Below are 22325 nucleotides of genomic sequence, written 5' to 3' on the forward strand. Positions count from 1 at the left end.
GGCCGGGTCAGCGCGGGTCCGGGGCGGCCTGGTCCGCGTGCCGGCGGCGCCGGTCCACCGCGGCGAGGAAGACCCGCAGCACCAGCCCGAGGAAGACCAGGTTGCCGACCATCTGGACCGTGGTGAGGACCCGCGCGGCGTCGCTGACCGGCGCGATGTCCCCGAAGCCGACGGTGGCGAAGACGGTGACCGCGAAGTAGACGCCGTCGACCCGGCTCAGCGGCTCCGTGAACGCACCCGGATCGCTGCTCGAGAGCACGACGTCGGCCGCGGCGAAGAGCAGGAGGTACAGCGGGATGGACACCGCGACCGCCTCCACGGCCTGCAGCGCGGGGTAGGAGGACCGCAGGATGGCCCGCACCTGCCAGGCCACGAGGACGCCGACCGCCAGCAGGCCCGCGACCAGTGCCAGCACCAGCCGCGGGCCGAACCGGCCGTCGAGCGGCAGGCCGGCGTAGAGGGCGAGGACGGCGACGACGGTGAGCAGCGTCCGCCCGAGGGCCACGGCGAGGGCCCGCCGGTACGGGGCGCGCGCGGCGGGCGGGGTGTCCAGGCCGGCTCGGGAGGGAGCGTCCACCCGGCGGATGCTGGACCTGCCCGCGCGGGCCGGCGTCATCCGGGCCGGGTGAGGCGTTCAGCAGGCCGAGCTCGTCTCGTCCACGAGGGTGCCGGCCTCCTGGAGGAACGTCGAGACGGCGGAGGCCGCCGCGCCCAGCGTGTCGAGGGAGGTGGCGTCCTGTGCCGCGTCGACGGCGTCCCGGACGGCGTCGGCCTCGGACTGCACGCCGTCGACCGCGTCCCCGTACCCGGCGCGGGCGGCGTCGGCGAAGCCCGCCCAGGCGTCCTGCACCGTCGTCCAGGTCTCCGACAGCGCGCCGGTGCCGTCCTGGACCACGTCGACGTCGCGCAGCTGCGCCAGCGACGCCCGGAACTCGTCGGCCGCGGCGCACACGTCAGCGGCCGCGGCGGTCGTCGTCGCGGTCGTCGCCGCGGTCCCCGGTTCCTGGTCCGACGAGCAGGCGGCGAGGCCCACCGCCACGCCCACGCCGACGGTCACCACCGCGGCTCCGTACCTCGACATGACGCGACCGTGCCGGTCGGGCCGGGCCGCTGCGTCATCCACGGCGGATGAGGTCGGCCCGGACCGAGGGCGGCAGGGTCGGTGTCGACCGTCCGGTCCGGGGAGGAGCCGTCATGACCGCGAGCGTCTCCAGCCACTACGCGGGTCCGACCGCGAGCAGGCACACCGGCGTGCGCGTCGTGGTCGGGCTGCTCGGCCTCGCCGCCGTCGTCCTGGGCGTCGTCCTGCTGTTCCAGCCGGTCGCCGCGGCGCGCACCCTCGCGCTGCTGGTCGGGCTGTCCTTCGTCGTCGGCGGCCTGCTCGACATCGCCGTCGCGTGGGCTGCCGCGGAGCGCCACCGCGGGGTCGCGACCGTCGTCGGGGCGATCCTGGTGCTCGGCGGCGTCCTCGCGATCGCGTGGCCGGGCGTCACGCTCTTCGCGCTGGCGCTCATCACGGGGTTGTCGCTCATCGTGCACGGCGCGTCGCGGGTCGGCGTCGCCGTCGTCGACCGCGCCGAGACGCCCGGCTGGGGGTGGGTCGTCCTCGCCGGCGCGGTCAACGTGGTCATCGGCACCCTCGCGATCGCGTGGCCCGAGGCGACCGTGCTCGTCCTGTCCCTGGTGCTCGGCGCGCAGATCGCCGCCTTCGGCGTGCTGCTCCTCGTCGCCGCCTTCTGGCGTCCCGGGGCACCCCGGACCGCCGTGCCGGCGAGCTGACCCGTCCCCGCGGCGCCGGTCGCCGGACGGGCGCCGCCCCCCACCACAGAGGAGTCCTCATGCCCGGACTGCTGCGCGGGATGGCCCGCACCGCCGTCGTCGCCGGGACGGCCACCGCGGTGTCCAACCGCGTCTCCCGCCGCCAGGCCAACCGCTGGGCCCAGCAGGGCGCCGCCTACGCCCCCGAGCCGCAGGCCGCCGCGCCGGCCCCGCAGGCCCCGCCCGGCACCGACACCAACACCAAGCTCGCGCAGCTGCGCCAGCTGGCCGAGCTCAGGGACTCCGGCGTGCTCGACGAGGCCGAGTTCGAGCTCCAGAAGAGCCAGATCCTCAACTCCTGACCCCCGTCCGCGGACTCCGGACCGACCGGTTCCGGCCGAGCACACCCCGAGGAGAGACCGATGGCCACCATGACCGTCTGGAAGTTCCCCACCGCGAACGGCGCGGCGATGGCCGAGGAGACGCTCAAGGAGCTCCAGCGCAAGGAGCTGATCCGGATCCACGACGCCGCGATCGTCACCTATCCCGAGGGGGCGAAGAAGCCGAAGACGCGCCAGCTGGCCAACCTGGCCGGTGCCGGGGCCCTGGGCGGTGCCTTCTGGGGGATGCTGTTCGGCCTGATCTTCTTCATCCCGTTGCTGGGCATGGCGATCGGCGCCGGGATGGGGGCGCTGGCCGGGAGCATGTCCGACGTCGGGATCGACGACGCCTTCATCAAGCGGATGCGCGACGAGATCCAGCCCGGGACCTCGGCGCTGTTCGTCCTCTCGTCCAACGCGGTCGTGGACAAGGTGCGGGACGCCTTCGAGGGCCAGCAGATGGTCCTGGTCGAGACCAACCTCAGCCACGAGCAGGAGGACCGGCTCCGCGAGGTCTTCTCCGAGGAGGAGGAGCGCACCGCCGCGCCGAGCAGCTGACCGCTCCCGGCTCCGGGGTGCCCGGGCCGTGCGACTCCGGCCCGGGCACCCCGGTCGCCCTCGCGAGGGTGGGGCAGGAACGGCCGGCGTCCCGACGATGGGCGCATGACCACCAGCTCTCCTCCGGTCACCGGACGGACACCGGCACCTCCGGCACACCGCCGGCCCCGGTCGGCACCCGCACCAGCCCCGCCTGGGTGGGCGTGGTCCGGTTCGCCGGCGCGATGGCGATGGCCAGCGGCGCGGCCAACGTCATCGACCGCCTCATAGCCGTCCACGACGACGAGCACCACGCCGTGACGGGCAACGGGCAGATGCTCGTCTGGGACTCCACCGTCTGGAGCTGGGTGCACCTCTTCGTCGGTCTGGCCCTGTTCGCCCTCGGCGTCCTGCTGGTCACGCGGCCGACACCGGCGGTCCGGGTGACCACGGCCGTCCTGGCCGGGGTGAACATCGTCGCCCAGCTCGCCCACCTGAGCGTGTACCCCGTGTAATCGATCGCCGTCGCCGCGCTCGACGTGCTCGTGATCTACGGGCTGCTGGTGCACGGCCAGGACATCGAGGAGTCCCTGTCCTGAGCCCGTGACCGCAGGAGGAGGGGACCGTGGCCTGGCTGGCGATCACCGCGCTCGGCCTGGTCCTCGAGGTCGCGCTCGTGATCGCCCTCGGGCGGGCCGTCACGGGACGGGAGGAGCAGGCCGCGCCACCGGCGGCCCCCCGGGCGTGGTCACCTCCCGCGGGTGAGGACGAGGGGGTGGCGTCGGCACCTCCGCGCTGACCCCGAGGCCCGTCCCCCGGGCCACCGCCTCCGCCGCCTGACGGCGCTCTGTCGGCTGCTTCCGCGCACCGCCGGCTCGATCGCGCCCGCAGAGTCCGGGACGAGCCGGCACAGCGGGTGGCAGGCGCCTCGGGCGTGCCCGTCACCGGGGCGACCTGCGACGTCGACGAGGGCTCGCACATCCGCCGACCACCGGCCAGGCTCGGACCACCGGCGGCCGTGCCGCCACCACCGCTCGCGGAGGTCGAGATGTTCGCCAAGGTCCTCGTCGCCAACCGGGGCGAGATCGCCGTCCGGGCGTTCCGCGCCGCCTACGAGCTGGGCATCGGCACGGTCGCGGTCTTCCCCTGGGAGGACCGCAACTCGGTGCACCGGCTCAAGGCCGACGAGAGCTACCAGATCGGCGAGGAGGGGCACCCGGTCCGGGCCTACCTCGACGTCGACGGCGTCGTCGCCGCGGCGCGGCGGGCCGGCGCCGACGCGGTCTACCCCGGGTACGGCTTCCTGTCGGAGAACCCGGAACTGGCCGAGGCGTGCGCGAACGCCGGGATCACCTTCGTCGGTCCGCCCGCGTCGGTGCTGGAACTGACCGGCAACAAGGCCCGCGCGATCGCCGCGGCGCGGGAGGCCGGGCTGCCGGTGCTGGCCTCCACCGAGCCCTCCGACGACGTCGACGCGCTGGTGGCCGCGGCCGCGGAGCTGCCCTTCCCGGTGTTCGTCAAGGCGGTGGCCGGCGGCGGCGGGCGCGGCATGCGGCGGGTGGCCGACCCGGCCGAGCTGCCCGCCGCCGTCCAGGCGGCGATGCGGGAGGCGGAGTCGGCGTTCGGCGACCCGACGGTGTTCCTCGAGCAGGCGGTGGTCGACCCGCGGCACATCGAGGTGCAGGTGCTCGCCGACGGCGCCGGGGGAGTGGTGCACCTGTTCGAGCGGGACTGCTCGGTGCAGCGCCGCCACCAGAAGGTGGTCGAGCTGGCCCCGGCGCCGGACCTGGACCCGGAGCTGCGGGAGCGGATCTGCGCCGACGCCGTCCGCTTCGCCGAGGCGATCGGCTACGTCAACGCCGGCACGGTGGAGTTCCTGCTCGACGGCGGGGGCCGGCACGTGTTCATCGAGATGAACCCGCGGATCCAGGTCGAGCACACCGTCACCGAGGAGGTGACCGACGTCGACCTGGTGCAGTCCCAGCTGCGGATCGCGGCGGGGGAGACCCTCGTCGACCTCGGCCTGGGCCAGGAGGCGATCCGGCTGCGCGGGGCGGCGCTGCAGTGCCGGATCACCACCGAGGACCCCGCCAACGGCTTCCGCCCCGACACCGGCCGGATCACCACCTACCGCTCCCCGGGCGGCGCCGGCATCCGGCTCGACGGCGGCGCGTCGCTCGGCGCGGAGGTGGCGGCCCACTTCGACTCCATGCTGGTCAAGCTCACCTGCCGCGGGCGGGACTTCGGCACCGCGGTGGCCCGGGCCCGCCGCGCCGTGGCGGAGTTCCGCATCCGTGGGGTGGCCACCAACATCCCGTTCCTGGCCGCGCTGCTCGACGACCCCGACTTCGCCGCCGGCCGGGTGACGACGTCGTTCATCGAGCAGCGGCCGCACCTGCTCACCGCCCGCACCTCGGCCGACCGCGGCACCAAGCTGCTGACCTATCTCGCCGACGTCACGGTCAACCAGCCCCACGGCGAGCGGCCGCACCTGGTCGACCCGGTGACCAAGCTGCCGCGGGTGGACCTGCGCACCCCGCCGCCGGACGGCTCCCGGCAGCGCCTGCGGCAGCTCGGACCGGAGGGCTTCGCCGCCGACCTGCGGAGGCAGACCGCGGTGGCGGTCACCGACACCACCTTCCGCGACGCGCACCAGTCGCTGCTGGCCACCCGGGTGCGCACCAAGGACCTGCTCGCCGTGGCGCCGGTCGTGGCCCGCACCGCCCCGCAGCTGCTCAGCCTGGAGTGCTGGGGCGGGGCCACCTACGACGTCGCGCTGCGGTTCCTGCACGAGGACCCGTGGGAGCGGCTGGCCGCGTTGCGCGAGGCGGTGCCCAACGTGTGCCTGCAGATGCTGCTGCGCGGCCGCAACACCGTCGGCTACACGCCCTACCCCGAGGCGGTCACCCACGCCTTCGTCCGCGAGGCCGCCGCCACCGGCATCGACGTGTTCCGGGTCTTCGACGCGCTCAACGACGTGTCCCAGATGCGCCCGGCGATCGACGCCGTCCGCGAGACCGGCACCGCGGTGGCCGAGGTCGCGCTGTGCTACACCGGCGACCTCTCCGACCCCGGCGAGACGCTGTACACCCTGGACTACCACCTGCGGCTGGCCGAGCAGATCGTCGACGCCGGCGCCCACGTGCTGGCCATCAAGGACATGGCCGGGCTGCTGCGCCCACCGGCCGCGGCGACCCTGGTCACCGCCCTGCGCGAGCGCTTCGACCTGCCGGTGCACCTGCACACCCACGACACCGCCGGCGGGCAGCTGGCCACGCTCCTCGCCGCGTGGCAGGCCGGCGTCGACGCCGTGGACGGCGCGGTCGCCTCGATGGCCGGGACCACCAGCCAGCCACCGCTGTCGGCGATCGTCGCGGCCACCGACGCCACCGACCGGGCCACCGGTCTCTCGCTCGCCGCGGTGAACGACCTGGAGCCCTACTGGGAGGCCGTGCGGCGGGTCTACGCGCCGTTCGAGTCCGGCCTGCCCTCGCCCACCGGCCGGGTGTACACCCACGAGATCCCCGGCGGGCAGCTGTCCAACCTGCGCCAGCAGGCGATCGCGCTGGGCCTGGGGCAGCGGTTCGAGGAGGTCGAGGACGCCTACGCCGCCGCCGACCGGCTGCTGGGCCGGCTGGTGAAGGTCACGCCGAGTTCGAAGGTGGTCGGCGACCTGGCCCTGCAGCTGGTCGGCTCCGGCGTCGCGGTCGACGACTTCGCCTCCGACCCCGGCAAGTACGACCTGCCCGACTCGGTGATCGGCTTCCTGCGCGGCGAGCTCGGCGACCCGCCCGGTGGCTGGCCCGAGCCGTTCCGCACCCGCGCGCTGGAGGGCCGCCGGCCCGCCGAGCCGCCGGCCGACCTGTCCGACGACGACGCCCGCGCGCTGGCCGGGCAGCCGCGGCAGGCGCTCAACCGGCTGCTGTTCCCCGCACCCACCCGTGAGTACGAGGCCCACCGCGAGCAGTACGGCGACGTGTCGGTGCTGCCGACCAAGGAGTTCCTCTACGGCCTGCGGCCCGGCGACGAGCACGCCGTCGACCTCGAGCCCGGCGTCACCCTGCTCATGGGTGTCGAGGCCGTCTCCGACGCCGACGAGCGCGGCGTGCGCACCGTGGTGTGCACGCTCAACGGGCAGCTGCGCCCGGTGAGCGTGCGCGACCGGTCGGTCGACGCCCAGGTCAGGGCCGCCGAGAAGGCCGACCGCTCGGTGCCCGGCCAGGTCGCCGCGCCGTTCGCCGGGGTGGTCACGCTGTCGGTGGCCGAGGGCGACCGCGTCGAGGCCGGCGCGCCGCTGGCGACCATCGAGGCGATGAAGATGGAGGCCGCCATCACCGCCCCCGTCACCGGCACCGTGGAGCGGCTGGCGATCGGCGCCGTCTCGCAGGTCGAGGGCGGGGACCTGCTCCTCGTCCTGCGCTGAGGCGGGCCCGGTGAAGCGGCTCCTGGTCACCCAGCGGCTCTTCGACGACACCGTCCCGGCGGCCTTCCGCGGGAGCTCGGTCGAGGTCGTCGTGCGCGACGCCCGCGAGCCGCTGCCCCCCGGCGAGCTCGCGACCCACCTCCGGGGCCACCACGGGGTCCTCTGCCTGCTGACCGACCGGCTGGACGGGCCGGTGCTCGAGGCGAACCCGCAGCTCGAGGTCGTGTCCACCGTGTCCGTCGGCTACGACAACGTCGACGTCGCCGTCGCCCGCCGGCTCGGGATCACCGTCACCCACACCCCGGACGTGCTGACCGAGACGACGGCCGACCTCACCCTCGCGCTGGTGCTGGCGGTGGCCCGGCGGCTCCCCGAGGCCGACGCCCACGTCCGGTCCGGCGGCTGGCGGGCCTGGGAGCTGTCCCCGCCGGTGATGGGCGTGGACCTGTACGGGAAGACGCTCGGGCTGCTCGGGATGGGCAGGATCGGGTCGGCCGTCGCCCGCCGGGCCGCGCGCGGGTTCGGCATGCGGGTCCTCTACACGACGCGGACCCCGCTGCCGCCGGAGGAGGAGCACCGGCTCGGGGCCACCCGGGTGGACCTGGACACGCTCGTGTGCTCCTCCGACGTGCTCAGCCTGCACGCCCCGCTCACGCCGGAGACCCGCCACGTGGTGGGCCGGGACCAGCTGGCGGCCATGCGGCCGTCGGCGATCCTGGTCAACACCGCCCGGGGGCCGCTGGTGGACGAGGCGGCGCTGGCCGACGCGCTGGCCGCCGGCGCGATCTGGGGCGCGGGGCTCGACGTCTTCGAGGACGAGCCGCGGGTGCATCCGCGGCTGCTGGCGCTGCGGGAGCGCGTCGTCCTCGCCCCGCACGTCGGCAGCGCCACGATCGAGACCCGCCGGCGGATGGCCGACACCGCCGCGCGCGACGCCCGGGCCGTGCTGGAGGGCCGGGCGCCGGCCCACCCGGTGCCCGGCTGAGAGCCGTCCACCGCCCGCGGCGGGACCCCTGGATCCCGGGGTCCGGGAACTCCACCTTCGGGCCATGGGCGCCGGGGCCGGCCGCCGAGACCCTGGTCGCACGGGCAGGCACCGTCGCGGTCCGGCACGGACCCGCGCTCGGACGGACGCCACCCGCGAGCGGACGGACGTCACGAGGAGCCGGTGATGGCAGGGGTACAGCCTCTCGAGCAGTCGACCCGGGACGTCGTCGAGCACGTCCTGCCCGACGGCGGCGTGGTGGTCGGCGACGACGGCAGCGCGGTCTCGGCCGCAGCGGTGCGGTGGGCCGCCGAGGACGCCGCCCGCCGCGGGACGGCCCTGCACGTGGTCCGGTGCTGGGGGCTGACCACGGCGCCGCGCCCGGACTCGTGGGAGCCGGGCTACGTCCCCCCGCTCACCGACTGGGAGGAGGCGGTGCGGCGGGAGACGGTGCGGCTGCGTGCCCCTGCCCTCGCCGGTGTGGCGGGCCTGGACGTGCACTGGCAGCCGGTGCACGGGCCCGCCGAGCGGGTGCTGACGGCCGCGTCGGCCGAGGCGGACCTGCTCGTCGTCGGCACCCGGGGACGCGGCGAGCTGCGGGAGCTGCTGCTGGGCTCGGTCGCCGGCGCCGTCCTGCACGCCGCCCACTGCCCGGTCGTGGTCGTGCGTGCCGCCCCCGGCCGGGGGCGGCACCTCACGGTCCCGGGGACCTCGCGGTGACCGCTCCGCCGACGTCGACCCCGCCCCCCGAGGGTGCCCGAGGGTGTCGCCTCCCCGGTGAGCGCCGGTCATGCGCGCCCGCTATGGGCGGGCGCATTGGACCCCCGCGCCACCCGGCCGGTTGACTGACGGGTGGCCGGGGTCTGCGGCACCGTCCGGTGCCGGGCAGCCCCCGACCTGGCCGGCGCGAGCACGGGTCCCGGCCGAGGAGGACCGCAACCGGTGGAGCGCACACTGACCGCCGCGGGAACCGGCACCGGGCCGGGCGGGGACGAGTACGACCTCCTCGAGGTGGCCGACTACCGCAGGCTGCACCGGCTGCTGGACGACGTCGCCTCCGCCGGTGCGCGCGTCGACGTGCGCGAGCAGGTGCTCGAGGGGCTGGCCCGCCACTTCGGGTGGCGGCACACCACCTTCTTCACCGGACCGTCGCTGCGGACGACCTTCCACGACCGCGCGCCGGTGCTCCGCGGCCGGGCGGTCGGCATGGGCACGCCCTTCCTGGAGCACTACTGGCCCTACGACGTGTTCAACCTGCCCCGCAACCGGGTCCTCGTCCGGGACCGTGGTGCGGCCTCGCTCGACGAGCTGGACCTCCGCCACGGCGAGGTCGTCGACTACTACCTGGACCGTTTCCTGCGCGCCCACCGGGTGCGCAGCGAGGTGCTGATGGGCCTCCGGCTCGACGGCGCGGAGGCGATCATCGGGGTCCTCGACGCCCGCGACCACGCCTACGACCGCCACGACGTCGCGCTCTCCCGCGTGCTCGCGCGGCAGCTGGCGCGCGTGCTGGTCCTCCCCAGCGGGCCGGCCGACCCGCTGGCCGGCCTGTCCGCGCGCGAGCGCGAGGTCGCTCGCCTGGTCGGCGAGGGGCTGACCAACGCCGAGGTCGCCGCCGCGCTGTTCGTCTCGGTGGACACCGTGAAGAAGCACCTGACCAGCGTCTTCGGCAAGACCGGCTGCCGCAGCCGGGCCGAGCTGGTGCGCCTGCTCGCCACGGTGCCGGCCGCTCGGTAGCCGACCCCCCGGCAGCGCCGGCGCCGGGGGATCGCGGATCCCGCCCGCCTCTTCCACCTTGGTGGCATTCCCGCGCCCGACGGCGGGGCGAACGCTCGAGGGCGCAGCACCCCATCCCGTTCCCGCTCCCGAGGACGAGCGTCATGACGATCAGCCCCGAGGCCACCGCCGTGCCCGTCGCACCCGGCACGCGCGTCGGCGACCACCGCAGACGTGACCCCGACCCGGCCGGTCCGGGCCTCCTCGAGGAGGCGGACCGATGACCGGGAGCGACGCGCGCCCGGTGACCGTCGTCCTGGGTGCCACCGGGCACGTCGGTCGGGGAGTCGTCACCGCCCTGCTGCGCTCCGGTCACCACGTCGTCGCGGTCACCCACGACCGCGCCCGGCCGACGGCGCCGGCGTGGGGCGCGGCCGGCGGCGGGACGGTGACCACGGTCGCCGGCAGCCTGGAGGACGAGGCCCGTGCGGACGCGCTGTTCCGGTCGGTGCAGGCGGCCACCGGCGGCACTGACGGCGGCACCGACGGCGGCACCGACGGCGGCACCGACGGCGGCATCGACAACGTGGTGGCCGCCCTGCCCGGGTGGTACTGGGGCCGGCGCCTCCTGGAGACCCCGGTGGACGAGCTGGAGGAGGCCGTCGGCCGCATCGTGCGGCTGCACGTCGTCGCCGCGCGGACGTTCCTGCCCCGCCTGCCGGGCCCGGGCGGCCAGTACCTGCTGGTCAACAGCCCGGCCGCCACCACGACCGTGCCGGAGCTCGGCGCGATGAGCATCGCGGCGGCCGCCGAGCTGATGCTGGGACGGGCGCTGGGGGTCGAGCAGCCCTCGGGCGGCGCCCGGGTCACCGTCCTGCAGGTCACCACGCCCGTGCTGACCACCGACGCCCCGGGCTCGGACCTGTCCATGCGCACGGCCGAGGAGATCGGCGAGCAGGTGGCGTGGCTGCTGGCCCAGCCGTCCCGCCGGGGACCGGTGGTGCGGTGGCCCTACGCGGAGGCCCGCCCGTACGACACCGCCGAGCACCTGGTCACGGCCCTGTCCTGGGCCGCCGAGGCGCGGGACGAGCGACACGCGTGGGCCGGGCACCGGCCGGCGGAGGCCCTCCGGTGACCGCGGCGCCGGGACTGCTCCCGCCGGGCGGGGAGGTCCTCGACCGGCCCTGGGCGCGGGCGTCCGGCGAGGTGCTGGCCGCGCTGGGCTCGCCGGCGGGCACCGGGCTGACCGCCGACGAGGCGGGTACCCGGCTGCGCCGCGACGGGCCCAACCGGCTGCCCGAGCCGGTGCGGCCGGGGCCGGTGCGCCGCTTCCTGGCCCAGGTGTCCGATCCGCTGGTCCTGGTCCTGCTCGCGGCAGCCGGCCTGGCGCTGGTCGCCGGCGACCCGGTCGACGCCGCCGTCATCGTGGTGGTGGTCCTGGCCAACGCGGTGGTCGGGTTCGTGCAGGAGGGGCGGGCCGAGCAGGCGCTGTCGGCGCTGGCCGACCTGGTGCAGCCCGAGGCGACCGTCGTGCGCGACGGCGCGGCGCACCGGGTGCCGGCCGCCGACGTCGTCGTCGGGGACCTGGTGGAGCTGGTCGCCGGCGACCGGGTACCGGCCGACCTCCGCCTGCTCCGGACCGACGCGCTGGCCCTCGACGAGTCCGCGCTCACCGGCGAGCCCGAAGCCGCCCGCAAGGGGGCCGCTGTGGCGGACGCCGACGCGCCCCTGGCCGAGCGCTCCAGTGCGGCCTACGCCGGCACGCTGGTCGTCGCCGGGACCGGCCGCGGCGTGGTGGTGGCGACCGGCGGCCGGACCGAGCTCGGGGCGATCGCCCGCCTGACCGAGTCCGCGGACCGCCTGGACACCCCGCTGATGGCGGCGGTCAACGGGTTCGGACGCCGGCTCACCGGGATCGTGGTCGCCGTCGCCGCGGTCACCGCGGGGGTGGGGTTCCTCCGGGGTCACGGTCCGGGGACCTCGATCGTCGACGCCGCCGCCGTCGCCGTCGCCGCGATCCCCGAGGGACTGCCGGCCGCGCTGACGGTGACGATGGCGATCGGCGTCGCCCGGATGGCCCGGCGGGGCGCGGTGACCCGCAGGCTGCCGACGGTCGAGACGCTGGGCAGCACGACGGTGATCTGCACGGACAAGACCGGGACCCTCACCCAGAACCGCATGACCGTCCGCCGGGTGGTCACCGCCCTCGGCCGTGCCGAGGTCACCGGCCCCGGGGACGCGCCCACCGGGGAGGTGGTCGCCGGGTCCGCCGAGGCACTGGCGGCGACCCGGGACACGCTCGAGTCCGCCGTCCTGGCCTCCGACGCCCACCTGGTGCCGACCGGCGAGGGCTGGGAGACGGTGGGGGACCCCACCGAGACCGCCCTGCTCGTGGCCGCCGCCAAGGCCGGCACCGACCCCGCGGCGCTGCGCGCCGCCCGGCCCCGCACGGCGGTCGTCCCCTTCGACAGCGCGCTCGGCTGGATGGCCGTCCGGTACGCGGCCGGCGACGGTGGCGACGTCGTCGTCGTGAAGGGCGGCCTGGACCGGTTGCTGCACCGGACCCGGGCGGCCGGAGCGGGAGCCGAGGAGTGGGTACGGCAGGCCGAGAGGCTCTCGGCCGAGGGCATGCGGGTGCTCGCGGTCGCCCGGGGGCGCCTGCCGGCCCGGCAGGGCCTCGGCGAGGAGGACGTCCGGGACCTGGAACTGCTCGGGCTGGTCGCCTCGGAGGACCCGCCGCACCCGGCGGTGCCCGCGGCGGTCGCGGCCTGCCAGGACGCCGGGATCGCCGTCGCGGTCATCACCGGCGACCACGCCGTGACCGCCACCGCGATCGCCCGGCAGGTCGGGATCCGCGCGCCCGGCGGCGGTCCGCTCCGGGCCCTGAGCGGCGCCGACCTGGACCGCCTCGACGACGGCGGGCTGGACCGGGCGGTCGCGGACACGTCCGTCTTCGCCCGGGTGACCCCGGAGCAGAAGCTGCGCCTGGTCCGGGCGCTGCAACGTCGTGGCGAGGTCGTCGCGATGACCGGTGACGGGGTCAACGACGCCCCGGCCCTGCGCCAGGCCGACATCGGGGTGGCCATGGGACGCGGGGGCACCGAGGCCGCCAAGCAGGCCGCCGACCTGGTCCTCACCGACGACGACTTCACCACCATCGAGGCCGCCGTCGAGGAGGGCCGAGGTGTCTTCGACAACGTCGTCAAGTTCCTCGTCTTCGCCCTGCCGACCAACGTCGGGCAGGCACTGGTCGTCGTCGCGGCCGTCCTCGCCGGCGTCACCCTGCCGCTGACCGCGGTCCAGATCCTGTGGGTCAACCTGGTGACCGCGGTCGGACTGGGGCTGGTCCTCGCCGTGGAGCCCGAGGAGCCGGGGATCATGGCCCGCCCACCCCGGCGACCGGGCTCGCCCGTCCTCGACCGGCGCATGGCCCTCCGCGTCCTCGTCGTCGGGCTGCTGCTCACCGCCGTCGCGTTCGCCGCCTTCGGTGCCGCCGCCGCGGTCGGCGACGACGACGCCCGGGCCCGCACCGCCGCCATGAACGCCTTCGTCCTCGTCGAGGTCGCCTACCTCTTCACCTGCCGGTCGCTGCACGCACCGCTGCCACGTGCGGCCTGGTCGGCCAACCGCTGGCTGCTCGTCGGCGTCGCCGCCGTGCTCGCGCTGCAACTGCTCGTCAGCGCGGCCCCCGGGGTCACCGACCTGCTCGGCACCGCCTGGCCGACCGCGCCGGCCTGGGCCGTCGTGGCCGGTGTCGCCGCGGCCGGATCGGTGGCCGTGTGGGGTGCGGCGGCACTCACCCGACGGCGCCCGGACGCGGGGACGTCCACCGGCCGGCCCGAGCGGTCGGCCGTCCCCGCCACGGAGGGAGGAGACCTGCGATGACGAGCACCGGTACCGCGGTGGCGGTCGCCGTCTGGATCCTGACCGGCGCGCTCACCGGATGGCGCATGGCACGGCACGGGCACGACCCGGCATGGCTCCTGGTCACCCTGGGCCTCGGTCCGCTGGCCGTGCCCATCGCCCTGGAGGTCCTCGCCCGGGACCGCCGCCGGGACGACGCCCGACCGCCGCGCTCGGGGCGCCCGGGCCGCGCCGGCGGACCCGTCGTGCTGGTCGGGGTGGACGGCTCGCCGGAGTCGACCGCCGCCGTGGACGCGGCCTCCCGGCTGGTGCCGGCCGGTGGCCGGCTGCTGCTCGCGGAGGTCCTGCCCCACGAGGCACTGTCCCGGCCGGCGGGCGACCAGGTCACCGCCGCGGGTCGGCGCCTCCTGGCCGCGGCCTCGCGGGTGACCGGCGCACCCGTCGAGGTGGAGGTGCTCGCCGGGGTCCCGCCCGAGGCGCTGCGCCGCCTGGCCCGGCGGCGGGCCGTCGACGTGCTGGTCGTCGGCGCGCGCGGACGGGACCTGTCGACGCGGCTGCTGGGGAGCGTGACCGACGCCCTCGTCCGGGACGCGCCGGCCCCCGTCCTCGTCGTGCCGCGGAGCGATCGGCCAGGCGATCGGCCAGGCGATCGGCCCGACGCCGACCGGAGCACCGCCGCGGAGGTCCGGGTGGTCGGTTCAGGTCCGCGGCCCGGGTGAGGCCGCGCCGCCGGGCTCTGCCGGTGTCCTAGCGGCGGGCCAGCGCCGCGAGCGCGGCGTCGATCCGCTGCCGGGTGTCGTCGGAGGTCCACCCGGCGACGACGGCCGTGTCGCCCGCGGTGGTCGCCGCGATCGCCGCGTCGGCGGGGCGGTGGAGGGCGGTCTTGGTCAGCCGGTAGGACTCCGGTGACCGGGCGGCCAGCTCGGCGGCCAGCGCGAGCGCCCGCGGCAGCAGCTCGCCGGGCGCGGTGACCTCGTCGACCATCCCCAGGGCCAGCGCCTGCTCCGGGTCGACGGCCTGCGCGCCGAGCAGCACCCGGCCGGCGCGGGGCCCGAGCGCGTGCCGGGCGATCTCCAGCGCGGCGGCCGGGAAGGGGACGCCGACCGCCAGCTCGGTCAGCCCCATCCGCCCGCCCGACACCAGCCGCAGGTCGCAGGCGAGGGCCAGCACGCAGCCGCCGGCGATGGCGTGCCCGTTGACCGCGGCGACCGTGGGTCGCGGGTGGTCGAACACGGCGCGGAACGTGCGCGAGAGCGCCGTCAGCAGCTCCTCGGTGTAGGGCCGCCCGCCGTCGAGGATCCGGCGCAGGTCCACCCCGGCGGAGAACGAGGAGCCGGTGCCGGTGACCACCAGCGCCCGGTCGGACCCGGCGACCGCCGCGGTGAGGGCGTCCAGCAGCTCCACGTCCAGGGCGCCGACCCGGCCGTGCTCGATGCGCAGGACGGTGACGTCGCCGCGGTCCTCGGTGACCAGCACCCGGCCATCATCCCGGCAACCGGGGCGGCGCGGCGGGTCGGGCGGCCCGCGTCGGTCATCCCCGCCGGTCGGCGAGAGCCCCGGGCGCCCGGTCCGGGGGCACACTGCGGTCAGGAGGTGGTCGTCGTGACCGAGCCGGGGCCCCGCGTCGGGCGGTACGCCGCCGACGTCGACTACACGACCCTGCCGGAGCCCGTCCCGCTCGAGCGGACGGTCGCCGAGCACCCGGACGCCGGCGTCGCACCCCCCGCCGGCGGCGGGGACGGTGCCGTCGGCGGCGACGACGGCGGGGACTGACCCCGCTCGGACGCCGCCCGCCGGCGTGGGGTCACAGCCCCCAGAAGGAGCCGGCCAGTCCCACGCTCCGCAGGTACTCGGCCGAGGTCGCCGGGTCCCGGCGCCGGTAGCCGCGGTCGAGGCGCCCGTCGTACCAGTGCGCGGCCAGCCGCCACAGCGTGGCGAGGTCCATCGTGTAGCCGCGGGGCTCCCCGGTCCGCGCCAGCCAGGTGTCCACGCAGCCCGGTGAGCAGAACAGCCGCTGGTGGGAGCACGTGTGGACGACGTCGTCCCAGATGCGGGCGGCCGGGACGAGGAAGTGGGCCACCTGGTCCCCGTCCGGGGGCGCGTCCCGGCCGACGTCCCAGGCGTGCGCCCGCGAGCAGCCCGGGCAGCGGGTGGACACGAGGACCGGCGCCTGGTCGGGCAGCAGGTGCGGCAGCGCGAAGGAGTCCCACGCGCAGCCGCCCCACCACAGGGTGCGGCTCCCCATCACGGCGAACCCGAGCGGGACGGCCGCGAAGGGATGGGCCATGACCACCCGGTCCCCGTCGTCGAGGACGAGGTGCCGGGCCGCGGCCAACCGCCGGAGGCCGGCCCGCACGTCCTCCGGCGCGACGGCCAGCTCCTCCGCCAGCCGGTCGGGACCGGGTGCCGCGCCGGTGTCGGCGAACGAGCGGTACACCAGCAGCCTCAGGTCCTCGTCGTCCACGGCGCCAGTGTGGCCGCCCGCCCGCCCGTCGCGGGGTCTCGGGCCGCTCGCCTCCGCGGCCGGGGGAGCGGCGAGCCGGTGTCCCCGGCCGCCGCGGCTGACTAGCATCCCCACTGTCGCGGTCCAGGGACGGGACGCGGTCGGCCACGTCGATCCCGTGCGGAGCGCCCTCGAGCAGTCGGTGGCGTGCGTGTTGAGGGAGGCCCGCATGCCCCAGCCCGCCCGCACGCGCCGCGTCGGCGTCGTCCTGCCGGCACCCCCGTGACCGCCGGGACGCCGCGCCGGGTCGCCGGCCTCGTCGCCGTCGTGGTCCTCGCGGTCACGGCGGTGCTCGCGGTGCTGGCCGGCCAGGTCAACGCCCGCGCCGAGCGGGACCTCCTCGAGCGGGAGGTCGCCCAGGCCGGCACGGTGCTGACCACCCAGGTCGCGGTGCTGACCACCCGGCTGGCCGACGCCGGGCAGGTCGCCACCGCCACCGGCGGCGATCCCGGCGCGTTCGAGCGGTTCGCTGCCGCCCGCGTCTCCGGCGCGGACCTGGTGTCGCTGTCGCTGTGGCGCGCCCCCGGCGGCGGAGGGGCCGAGCGGCTGGCGGTGCAGGGAGCCGAGCCGGCCGGTCCCGGCGGGAACGGGTTCGCCGCGTTCCTCGCCGGCGCCCCCGCCGACGGGACGCTGGCGGTGCGGGGCATCCTGCCCGGTGACCCGGACCGGCTCGGGTACGCGCTGCGCCCGGCGGGGGACACCGCCGGCCTGGTGGTCTACGCCGAGTCGGTCCTGCCACCGGACCGGCGCGTCGAGGTGCCGCCCGACGAGGCCTTCGGCGGCCTGGACTTCGCCGTCCACCTCGGGCGCGGCACCAATGCCGACCAGCTGCTGTACTCCACCGGGCCGGTGCCGATCCGCGGCGAGACCGCCCGGAGCACGGTGGCGTTCGGGGACACCGCGATCACCGTCGTCGGCGCCTCCCCGGGGAGCCTGACCGGCGCGCTCTCCTCCGCGCTGCCGTGGATCGTGACCGGCGTCGGCGTCGCGCTCGCCGCCGCGGCGGCCCGGACCGCCGCGGCGGTCCTGCGGCGCCGCGGCGAGGCGGAGCGGCTGGCGGCCGAGAACGAGCGGCTCTACCGCCAGCAGCGCGGCATCGCGAGCACCCTGCAGCACGCGCTGCTGCCCGAGGTCCCGGTCCTGGAGGGGCTGGAGGTCGCCGCCCGCTACGAGGCCCGCGGTGACGAGCTCGAGGTCGGCGGGGACTGGTACGACGTCGTCGCCCGCGGGCCCGGCTGCTGCGTGTTCGTCGTCGGCGACATCTCCGGCAGCGGGCTGCCGGCGGCCACCACGATGGCCGAGCTGCGGTTCGCGGTCCGCGCCTACCTGGCCCAGGGCGACGACGTCACCGTGGTGCTGGCCAGGCTGCGGCGGCTGCTCGACGTCAGCACCGACCACCGCTTCGCCACCCTGCTCCTCGGCGAGCTCGACACCGCCACCGGACGGCTGCGACTGGCCTGCGCCGGGCACTTCCCGCCCGTGCTGGTCACCGGGGGCGGGGCCTGCTCCCTGGCGGTGCCCGTCACCCCGCCGGTCGGCGTGGACGCCCCGGCGCCGGCCCCGGTCACCGAGGTCCGGGTGCCGGCCACCGGCACGCTGCTCGCCTTCACCGACGGGCTCGTCGAGCGCCGCGGCGAGGTCATCGACACCGGCCTGGACCGGCTGCGGGCCGCCGCCGCGGGCCTCGACGGGCAGCCGCTGCCGGAGGCGCTCGACGACCTGATGCGGACGCTCACCGCCGACGGCGGAGGGGACGACACCGTGCTGCTGGGCATGCGCTGGAGCAGGTGACCGGCGGGCGGAGCGGCGTCCCCTCCGCCCGCCGGTGCCGTCCCGGGGATCCCGAGCGGCCCCTGACCGGGCCGGCCTCAGACGGTCTCGGGTACCCGGAGGTGGGCCAGGACGAGGTCCATCTCGGCGACGTCGAGGATGTCGATGCCCATGATCGCGACGCCCTCCTCGCGCAGCATGCGGGCCTGTTCCCGGGACTCCTCGAGGTGGGCGCGGCCGTCGAAGACCACGGTGCCGACGGCGTGACCGGTCTCCCGGTCGATCATCATGCTGAGGCTGCAGAAGCCGGGCGTCTCCTGGATCCGCGGCATCAGGCTGGTGCGGTACATGTCCAGCAGCTGGTCGGCCCTGGCCGGGTCGCCGTGGCTCCAGGTGATCCGGGCGCACGCGCCGTCCCCGGCGGTGTGCGCGCGGTGGAGGACGGCGATCTCCCACTCGCGCACCTCGAGGTCCTCACCCGCGCCGAAGCGGTCCACCAGGTGCCGGCGCATCGGTGCGACGCGCTCGGCGCTGGCGTCCATCGCCTGCCGGTCCTCCCAGGCCGACGTCGCGATGCACCGGCCGGTCTCGCGATCGCACAGCATCGACAGGCCGACGCAGCCGTCCATGTCCTGCACGGCCGGCCAGACCTCGTCGCGCATGTAGGCGATGGCGTCGTCGAGCGATCCGGGGTTGCCGCGGATGGTGGTGGATCGGGCGTACATGCCGCCCTCCTCTCGGACGGCGGCGACGCCCCTGCGGCATCGCCGCGCGCCCGAGCCTCCTCCTCGGCGGCGCTCCGGACAACGGTCCTCAGGCCGACGGCGGAGGGCTCCGGCGTGGCGTGTGGGGGAGGAGGAAGGCGGCCAGCCACCCGACGACGGCGAACCCGCCGACCACCACGATCGCGGTGAGGAACGGGGGGTTGCCCCCGGCGGTCGCCCCCACGAGCACCGACCCGGCGATGGCGACGCCGAGCGAGGACCCGAGGTTGGAGACGCTGCGCGAAACGCCGGAGATGTCGCCCTGCACCGACTCCGGCCAGGCCGACTGCACCACGTTCACCGACGCGGTGAGCATCGCCCCCACGCCGAAGCCCATGAGGAACAGCCCGGGCCAGAAGGTCCAGACCGCGGAGTCCTGGCGGACCAGCGCCAGCAGCAGCGCCAGGCCGATGACGGTGAGCGTGAAGCCGGCCCGGATCAGCAGTCGCTGCGGGTGTCGGCTGGCCATCCGCTGCGCGGCGCCGGCGGACAGCAGGATGCCGATCGTGGCCGGCAGCAGCATCAGTCCGGTCTGGACCGCCGAGTAGCCCCGCTCCTGCTGCAGGAACACCGAGATGACGAAGAACGCCCCCTGCATGACCAGCCACTGCACGGTCTGGGTGGTCAGCCCGAGGTTGGAGGTGCGGTTGCGGAACAGCGAGGGTGAGACCAGCGGCGTCCGGCCGTGCCGCTCTCGGGTCTGCGTGTAGAGGAAGAAGACGGCCAGGAACAGGCCGCCGAGGGCGACCAGGATCCACACCCGGGACGAGGTCCAGCCCTGGGTGCCCGTCTGCAGGATCCCGAAGACGACGAAGAACAGACCGGCGGCGGACAGCACGGCGCCGAGCAGGTCGAACCGCGGGCGCTGCGCCGGCAGCGGCGGGTCGTCGATCCGGCGGGCGAGCAGCACGATCGCGCCCACGACCGCGGCCTGCAGGACGAACGACGCCCGCCAGCTCACGTAGCTGGTGATCAGGCCACCGATCAGCGGCCCGGCGGCCGCGCCCAGCCCCGCGGCGCCGCTGACCACGCCGAACCACTTGGCGCGCGTCTTCACGTCGTCGAACACGACGGTGATGAGGATGTAGATCGGCGGGATGAGCAGCGCCGACCCGATCCCCTCCAGCAGGGAGTAGCCGACGGTCAGCACGGCCAGCCCCGGCGCGAGGGCGGCCAGCAGGGCGCCGGCGCCGTACACCAGCAGGCCGAGGACGAAGCAGCGCTTGCGGCCCCAGATGTCGGTGAGCTTGCTGCCGGGGATCATCAGCGCCGCCATCGTCAGCGTGAACAGCGTGATGGTGGTCTGGATCCCCGCGACGTCGGTGTCGAGGTCGTCGGCGATCGTGCTGATCGCCACGTTCATGTTCGACGCGGCGTAGCTGGCGATGAACTGCGCGAGGGCGAGCGGCAGGACGATCACGCCTGCCGTCGCCGTGGCCGCGCCGGCGCGGGCGCCGGTCCTGGTCATCCGTGTCCTCCGATCCCGGATCGGCGCCCGCGGTGCGGGGTCAGGACGTGCGCTGCTCGGGGATGGCCTCGGCCAGGGCCTCCGCGCCCGCGATGGCGCGCAGGATGTTGCCGGCCGCGGCGGTGATCCGCGGGGTCCCCACCAGCGGGGCGATGGCGACCAGGACCGCCTGGGCCTGCTCGACCGTCACGTCGGTGTCCGCGGCCATGCCGAGGGTGACCGCGTAGGAGGCGGGCGGGGCGTCCATGGCGACGAGCACGGCCAGGCGGACGAGCAGGTAGGTGTCGGCGTCCAGCCCGGAGCGGTCGAGCGCGTCCAGGTTCATGGCGAGGACGGTCTCGAGCACCGGGGCGTCGCCACGGGCGAGGCCGTCGAGGGTGGCGTCGGGGGTGGTCTGGGTCATGGCTCCTCCTGAGGTGGGGACCGGCGGCGTCCAGCGTCGGCAGACCGGGGCCGCCGGGCCTCCTCCCGTCCGGACGATGTGGCCGGCGGGGCGCGCGGCGGGGCGGGGCCCGCTCAGACGTCGCGCTGCACGGGCACCCGGCCCGCGGCGGCGGCCTCGGCCAGCTGCCGGTGGTCGCCCTCGGTGACGTCGGCGCACGCCTCCGCGTAGTCGGCGAGCGCGTGCTCGAACGCCGGCGAGGAGCCCAGGTAGCCGGCGATCGCGATGCGGTCGCCGGTCCGGGCGTGCGCCCGGGCCAGGCACCAGGCGCAGACCGAGCCGAGGATCTGCAGCCCCTCGGGGCGCAGGTCGCCGAGCTCGACCGACCCCTTCCAGTCCCGCAGCTGCCGGAGGTAGAAGTCCCGCTCCACGCCGTCGACGCCGGCGGTGCGCTCCCAGCCGAGGAAGACGTCGCTGGCCTGTTGCATCAGGTGCTGGCCGGCCACCACCCGCTCGCCCTGGTGGGTGTACTGGCTGGGCCCGACGAACTCGGCGTGCACCGACGGGCCGGCCTCCTTGACCTGGAGCAGCAGCGGGTCGTCGTCGTCGCGCCCGACGAGCAGGACCACCCAGCAGCGGGTGCCCACGCTGCCCACCCCGACGACCTTGCGGGCCATGTCGACGAACGCGTACCGCTCCAGCAGGGTGCGGCGGTCGACCTGCAGCGTGCTCCGGTACAGCCGGATCAGGCCGTGGAAGGCGCGGGCCGGGTCCGGGCCCTCCGCCCCGGGCAGGAGGTCGCGCAGCGGCACCAGCAGCGGGGGCTCGGCCTTGATCCGCAGCCGGCCGTCGACCAGCTCGGTGAGCTTGCCGAAGGCCTGGAGGCTGTCGCGGGTCCGCGCCCGCTCGAGCGCGCGGGCCAGCCGCTTGCGCGCGCCCGGCCCGAGCTGCGGGATCAGGTCGCGCTGCAACGCCTCGGCGTCGAGGCCGGCGTACCAGACCTCGATGTCCCGCTGCGCCGCGAACTCCGCCATCGCCGTCCGGTACCGCGCGCCGGCGGCGACGGTGACCGCCCGCCGCTGCTTGCGCGACAGGCCGTTCTCCCGGCCGGCGAGCTCCAGGCTGGCGACCAGCCGCTGGACGTCGTGCTCGAACGGGCCCGGCAGGGTCTCGTCGAAGTCGTTGGTGTCGAACACCAGCCGGCGCTCCGGTGAGCCGTACAGGCCGAAGTTGGCCGCGTGCGCGTCGCCGCACATCTGCACGGTCAGGCCCGACCGCGACGCCCCGGCCTGGTCGGCGGCCATGACCCGGGCGGCGCCGCGGTAGTAGGCGAACGGGGACTGCAGCATCCGCCCGTAGCGGATCGGCACCAGCTCGGGCACCCGGTCGGCGGCCTGCTCCACGAGCAGGGTGAGGGGGTCGCGGGTGCGCGTGGCCCGGGGGGACTCGGCGAGCGCGGCCAGGGGTGCGCCGGCGCGCAGCGCCTTGCCCGCGGCCTTCCGTTCCTGCGGGGTGGGCCGGGCGGGCGGGGCCGCGGCCCGCACCGCGCCGTCGTCGAGGGCGACCGCGGTCCGGTTGAGCACGGCGCTGCCACCTCCCCGGCGGGCGTGGCGGGTGGGGGTCGTGGACCCGGCTGCTCGGCGTCCGGCTGCACCTGTCCTCATGGCGCGACCGTGCCGGGCGGGTGCGCCGGCGGCCTCACCCGGCGGGGATGAGGTCGCCGGGCGCCGGGCGCGGGACCCTCGGCGCCGCGGCGCGCGGCGTGCGCGGAGGAA

General features: G+C 76.4%; 22 protein-coding genes. 14 read left to right on the forward strand and 8 right to left on the reverse strand.

The window, feature by feature from the left end; all coding sequences use genetic code 11:
* Nucleotides 1-7 precede the first annotated feature (7 nt).
* Together ACI79O_RS09245 and ACI79O_RS09250 are read right to left on the reverse strand one after the other, a co-directional pair.
* On the reverse strand, nt 8-577 hold the full coding sequence (locus ACI79O_RS09245) for a potassium channel family protein (RefSeq protein ID WP_456913949.1): 570 nt from the start codon (nt 575-577) through the stop codon (nt 8-10).
* A gap of 57 nt (nt 578-634) precedes the next feature.
* Nucleotides 635-1081, reverse strand: a complete 447-nt coding sequence (locus ACI79O_RS09250) for a hypothetical protein (RefSeq protein WP_456913950.1) — start codon at nt 1079-1081, stop codon at nt 635-637.
* 113 nt (nt 1082-1194) lie between these two features.
* Here ACI79O_RS09250 and ACI79O_RS09255 point away from each other — a divergent pair, with 113 nt between their 5' ends.
* From ACI79O_RS09255 to ACI79O_RS09310, 12 genes are all read left to right on the forward strand, one after another.
* Nucleotides 1195-1779, forward strand: a complete 585-nt coding sequence (locus ACI79O_RS09255) for an HdeD family acid-resistance protein (protein ID WP_456877705.1) — start codon at nt 1195-1197, stop codon at nt 1777-1779.
* Between the two features lie 59 nt (nt 1780-1838).
* Nucleotides 1839-2120: an SHOCT domain-containing protein gene (locus ACI79O_RS09260; protein WP_456877704.1), complete on the forward strand. Its 282-nt coding sequence runs from the start codon at nt 1839-1841 to the stop codon at nt 2118-2120.
* Between the two features lie 60 nt (nt 2121-2180).
* Nucleotides 2181-2696 carry a DUF1269 domain-containing protein gene (locus ACI79O_RS09265; RefSeq protein ID WP_456877703.1) on the forward strand — a complete coding sequence of 172 codons (516 nt, stop codon included), beginning with the start codon at nt 2181-2183 and terminating at the stop codon, nt 2694-2696.
* 197 nt (nt 2697-2893) lie between these two features.
* Nucleotides 2894-3190 (forward strand): DUF7144 family membrane protein, encoded by a 297-nt coding sequence (locus ACI79O_RS09270; RefSeq protein ID WP_456913951.1) that lies wholly within the window; start codon nt 2894-2896, stop codon nt 3188-3190.
* Nucleotides 3191-3300: 110 nt separating this feature from the next.
* Nucleotides 3301-3474, forward strand: coding sequence for a hypothetical protein (locus tag ACI79O_RS09275; RefSeq protein WP_456887496.1), 174 nt, complete (start codon nt 3301-3303; stop codon nt 3472-3474).
* A gap of 135 nt (nt 3475-3609) precedes the next feature.
* Entirely contained in the window at nt 3610-7098 is a 3489-nt protein-coding gene (locus ACI79O_RS09280) for a pyruvate carboxylase (protein ID WP_456913952.1), read from the forward strand.
* Nucleotides 7099-7108: 10 nt separating this feature from the next.
* Nucleotides 7109-8083: a 2-hydroxyacid dehydrogenase gene (locus ACI79O_RS09285; protein WP_456913953.1), complete on the forward strand. Its 975-nt coding sequence runs from the start codon at nt 7109-7111 to the stop codon at nt 8081-8083.
* A 186-nt stretch (nt 8084-8269) separates the two neighbouring features.
* Nucleotides 8270-8803, forward strand: coding sequence for a universal stress protein (locus ACI79O_RS09290; RefSeq protein WP_456913954.1), 534 nt, complete (start codon nt 8270-8272; stop codon nt 8801-8803).
* A 222-nt stretch (nt 8804-9025) separates the two neighbouring features.
* Nucleotides 9026-9820: a helix-turn-helix transcriptional regulator gene (locus ACI79O_RS09295; protein WP_456913955.1), complete on the forward strand. Its 795-nt coding sequence runs from the start codon at nt 9026-9028 to the stop codon at nt 9818-9820.
* Nucleotides 9821-10079: 259 nt separating this feature from the next.
* On the forward strand, nt 10080-10934 hold the full coding sequence (locus tag ACI79O_RS09300) for an NmrA family NAD(P)-binding protein (protein WP_456887491.1): 855 nt from the start codon (nt 10080-10082) through the stop codon (nt 10932-10934).
* Nucleotides 10931-13684, forward strand: coding sequence for a cation-translocating P-type ATPase (locus ACI79O_RS09305; protein WP_456913956.1), 2754 nt, complete (start codon nt 10931-10933; stop codon nt 13682-13684). The genes ACI79O_RS09300 and ACI79O_RS09305 overlap by 4 nt, the downstream gene beginning before the upstream one ends.
* A complete protein-coding gene (locus ACI79O_RS09310) occupies nt 13681-14382 on the forward strand; it encodes a universal stress protein (RefSeq protein WP_456887489.1) in 702 nt (233 codons plus the stop codon). The genes ACI79O_RS09305 and ACI79O_RS09310 overlap by 4 nt, the downstream gene beginning before the upstream one ends.
* A gap of 28 nt (nt 14383-14410) precedes the next feature.
* Here ACI79O_RS09310 and ACI79O_RS09315 read toward each other — a convergent pair whose 3' ends face one another.
* A complete protein-coding gene (locus ACI79O_RS09315; RefSeq protein WP_456913957.1) occupies nt 14411-15139 on the reverse strand; it encodes an enoyl-CoA hydratase/isomerase family protein in 729 nt (242 codons plus the stop codon).
* A gap of 126 nt (nt 15140-15265) precedes the next feature.
* Here ACI79O_RS09315 and ACI79O_RS09320 point away from each other — a divergent pair, with 126 nt between their 5' ends.
* Entirely contained in the window at nt 15266-15436 is a 171-nt protein-coding gene (locus ACI79O_RS09320; protein WP_456887487.1) for a hypothetical protein, read from the forward strand.
* A gap of 31 nt (nt 15437-15467) precedes the next feature.
* On the opposite strand, the gene merB is transcribed toward ACI79O_RS09320, so the two are convergent.
* Nucleotides 15468-16127: an organomercurial lyase gene (gene merB, locus ACI79O_RS09325; protein WP_456887486.1), complete on the reverse strand. Its 660-nt coding sequence runs from the start codon at nt 16125-16127 to the stop codon at nt 15468-15470.
* A gap of 261 nt (nt 16128-16388) precedes the next feature.
* Between merB and ACI79O_RS09330 the strand changes: the two genes are divergently transcribed.
* Nucleotides 16389-17957: a PP2C family protein-serine/threonine phosphatase gene (locus ACI79O_RS09330; protein WP_456913958.1), complete on the forward strand. Its 1569-nt coding sequence runs from the start codon at nt 16389-16391 to the stop codon at nt 17955-17957.
* Between the two features lie 77 nt (nt 17958-18034).
* Here the strand turns inward: ACI79O_RS09330 and ACI79O_RS09335 are convergent, their stop codons facing one another.
* From ACI79O_RS09335 to ACI79O_RS09350, 4 genes are all read right to left on the reverse strand, one after another.
* A complete protein-coding gene (locus ACI79O_RS09335) occupies nt 18035-18661 on the reverse strand; it encodes an antibiotic biosynthesis monooxygenase (RefSeq protein WP_456876845.1) in 627 nt (208 codons plus the stop codon).
* Between the two features lie 88 nt (nt 18662-18749).
* Nucleotides 18750-20168, reverse strand: coding sequence for an MFS transporter (locus tag ACI79O_RS09340; RefSeq protein ID WP_456913959.1), 1419 nt, complete (start codon nt 20166-20168; stop codon nt 18750-18752).
* 40 nt (nt 20169-20208) lie between these two features.
* Entirely contained in the window at nt 20209-20571 is a 363-nt protein-coding gene (locus tag ACI79O_RS09345; RefSeq protein ID WP_456876843.1) for a carboxymuconolactone decarboxylase family protein, read from the reverse strand.
* Nucleotides 20572-20684: 113 nt separating this feature from the next.
* Nucleotides 20685-22133, reverse strand: coding sequence for a DUF2252 domain-containing protein (locus ACI79O_RS09350; protein WP_456887483.1), 1449 nt, complete (start codon nt 22131-22133; stop codon nt 20685-20687).
* Nucleotides 22134-22325: the final 192 nt, after the last annotated feature.

This window comes from Geodermatophilus sp. SYSU D00696 (genome assembly GCF_054050235.1).